Source organism: Mesorhizobium sp. Mes31 (assembly GCF_024519675.1).
Taxonomy (GTDB): Bacteria; Pseudomonadota; Alphaproteobacteria; order Rhizobiales; family Rhizobiaceae; genus Mesorhizobium.
The window spans coordinates 1-742 of the sequence record NZ_JALJRL010000062.1 but is presented as its reverse complement, the minus strand read 5'-3'; the positions used below and the strand labels follow the sequence as shown (position 1 = coordinate 742).

1 protein-coding gene is annotated in these 742 nt (G+C 60.5%); it reads left to right on the top strand.

Annotated features, from left to right (window positions below; translation table 11 throughout):
- The coding region (locus NR193_RS33290; RefSeq protein WP_256754885.1) for an ABC transporter substrate-binding protein at positions 1-741 on the top strand (741 nt) is incomplete at its 5' end.
- Position 742: the final 1 nt, after the last annotated feature.

Below are 742 nucleotides of genomic sequence, written 5' to 3'. Positions count from 1 at the left end.
AAGATGGATCTGGTGAAATCGGAGGTCGCGACGGCGACCACGCTCGTTGCCCGCACAAACATCACCCACAAGCCCTATGACGATCAGCGGGTGCGCAATGCGCTGCAGATGGCCGTCGACAACAATGCAGTCATGCAGCTCGGCTACGCGGGGCTCGGAACGGTCGGCGAGAACCACCACGTCGCCCCGATCCATCCCGAATACTATCCGCTGCCCAAGAAGACACGCGATGCCGCCGCCGCCAAGAAGCTGATGGCGGATACCGGGCACGCCGACTTCGAGCACGAGCTGATCACTGTCGAGGACGAATGGCAGAAGAACACCGGCGATGCGATCGCCGGCCAGTTGCGCGATGCCGGCATCAAGGTGAAGCGTACGGTGCTGCCGGGCTCGACCTTCTGGAACGACTGGACGAAGTATCCGTACTCGATGACCATCTGGTACATGCGGCCGCTCGGCGTCCAGGTGCTGGCGCTCGGCTATCGCTCGGGTGAGGCCTGGAACGAAACGGCTTATGCCAATCCGGACTTCGACGCCAAGCTGAAGCAGGCGCTTTCGCTGGCAGATCCTGCCAAGCGCAAGGAGGTCATGAAGGACGTCGAGCAGATACTGCAGGATTCCGGCGTCATCATCCAGCCGTTCTGGCAGAAGCTCTACTGCCACATGAGCAAGAAGGTGAAGAACTACGGAATGCACCAGACCTACGAAATGGACTTCCAGAACGTCTGGCTCGACGCCTGAT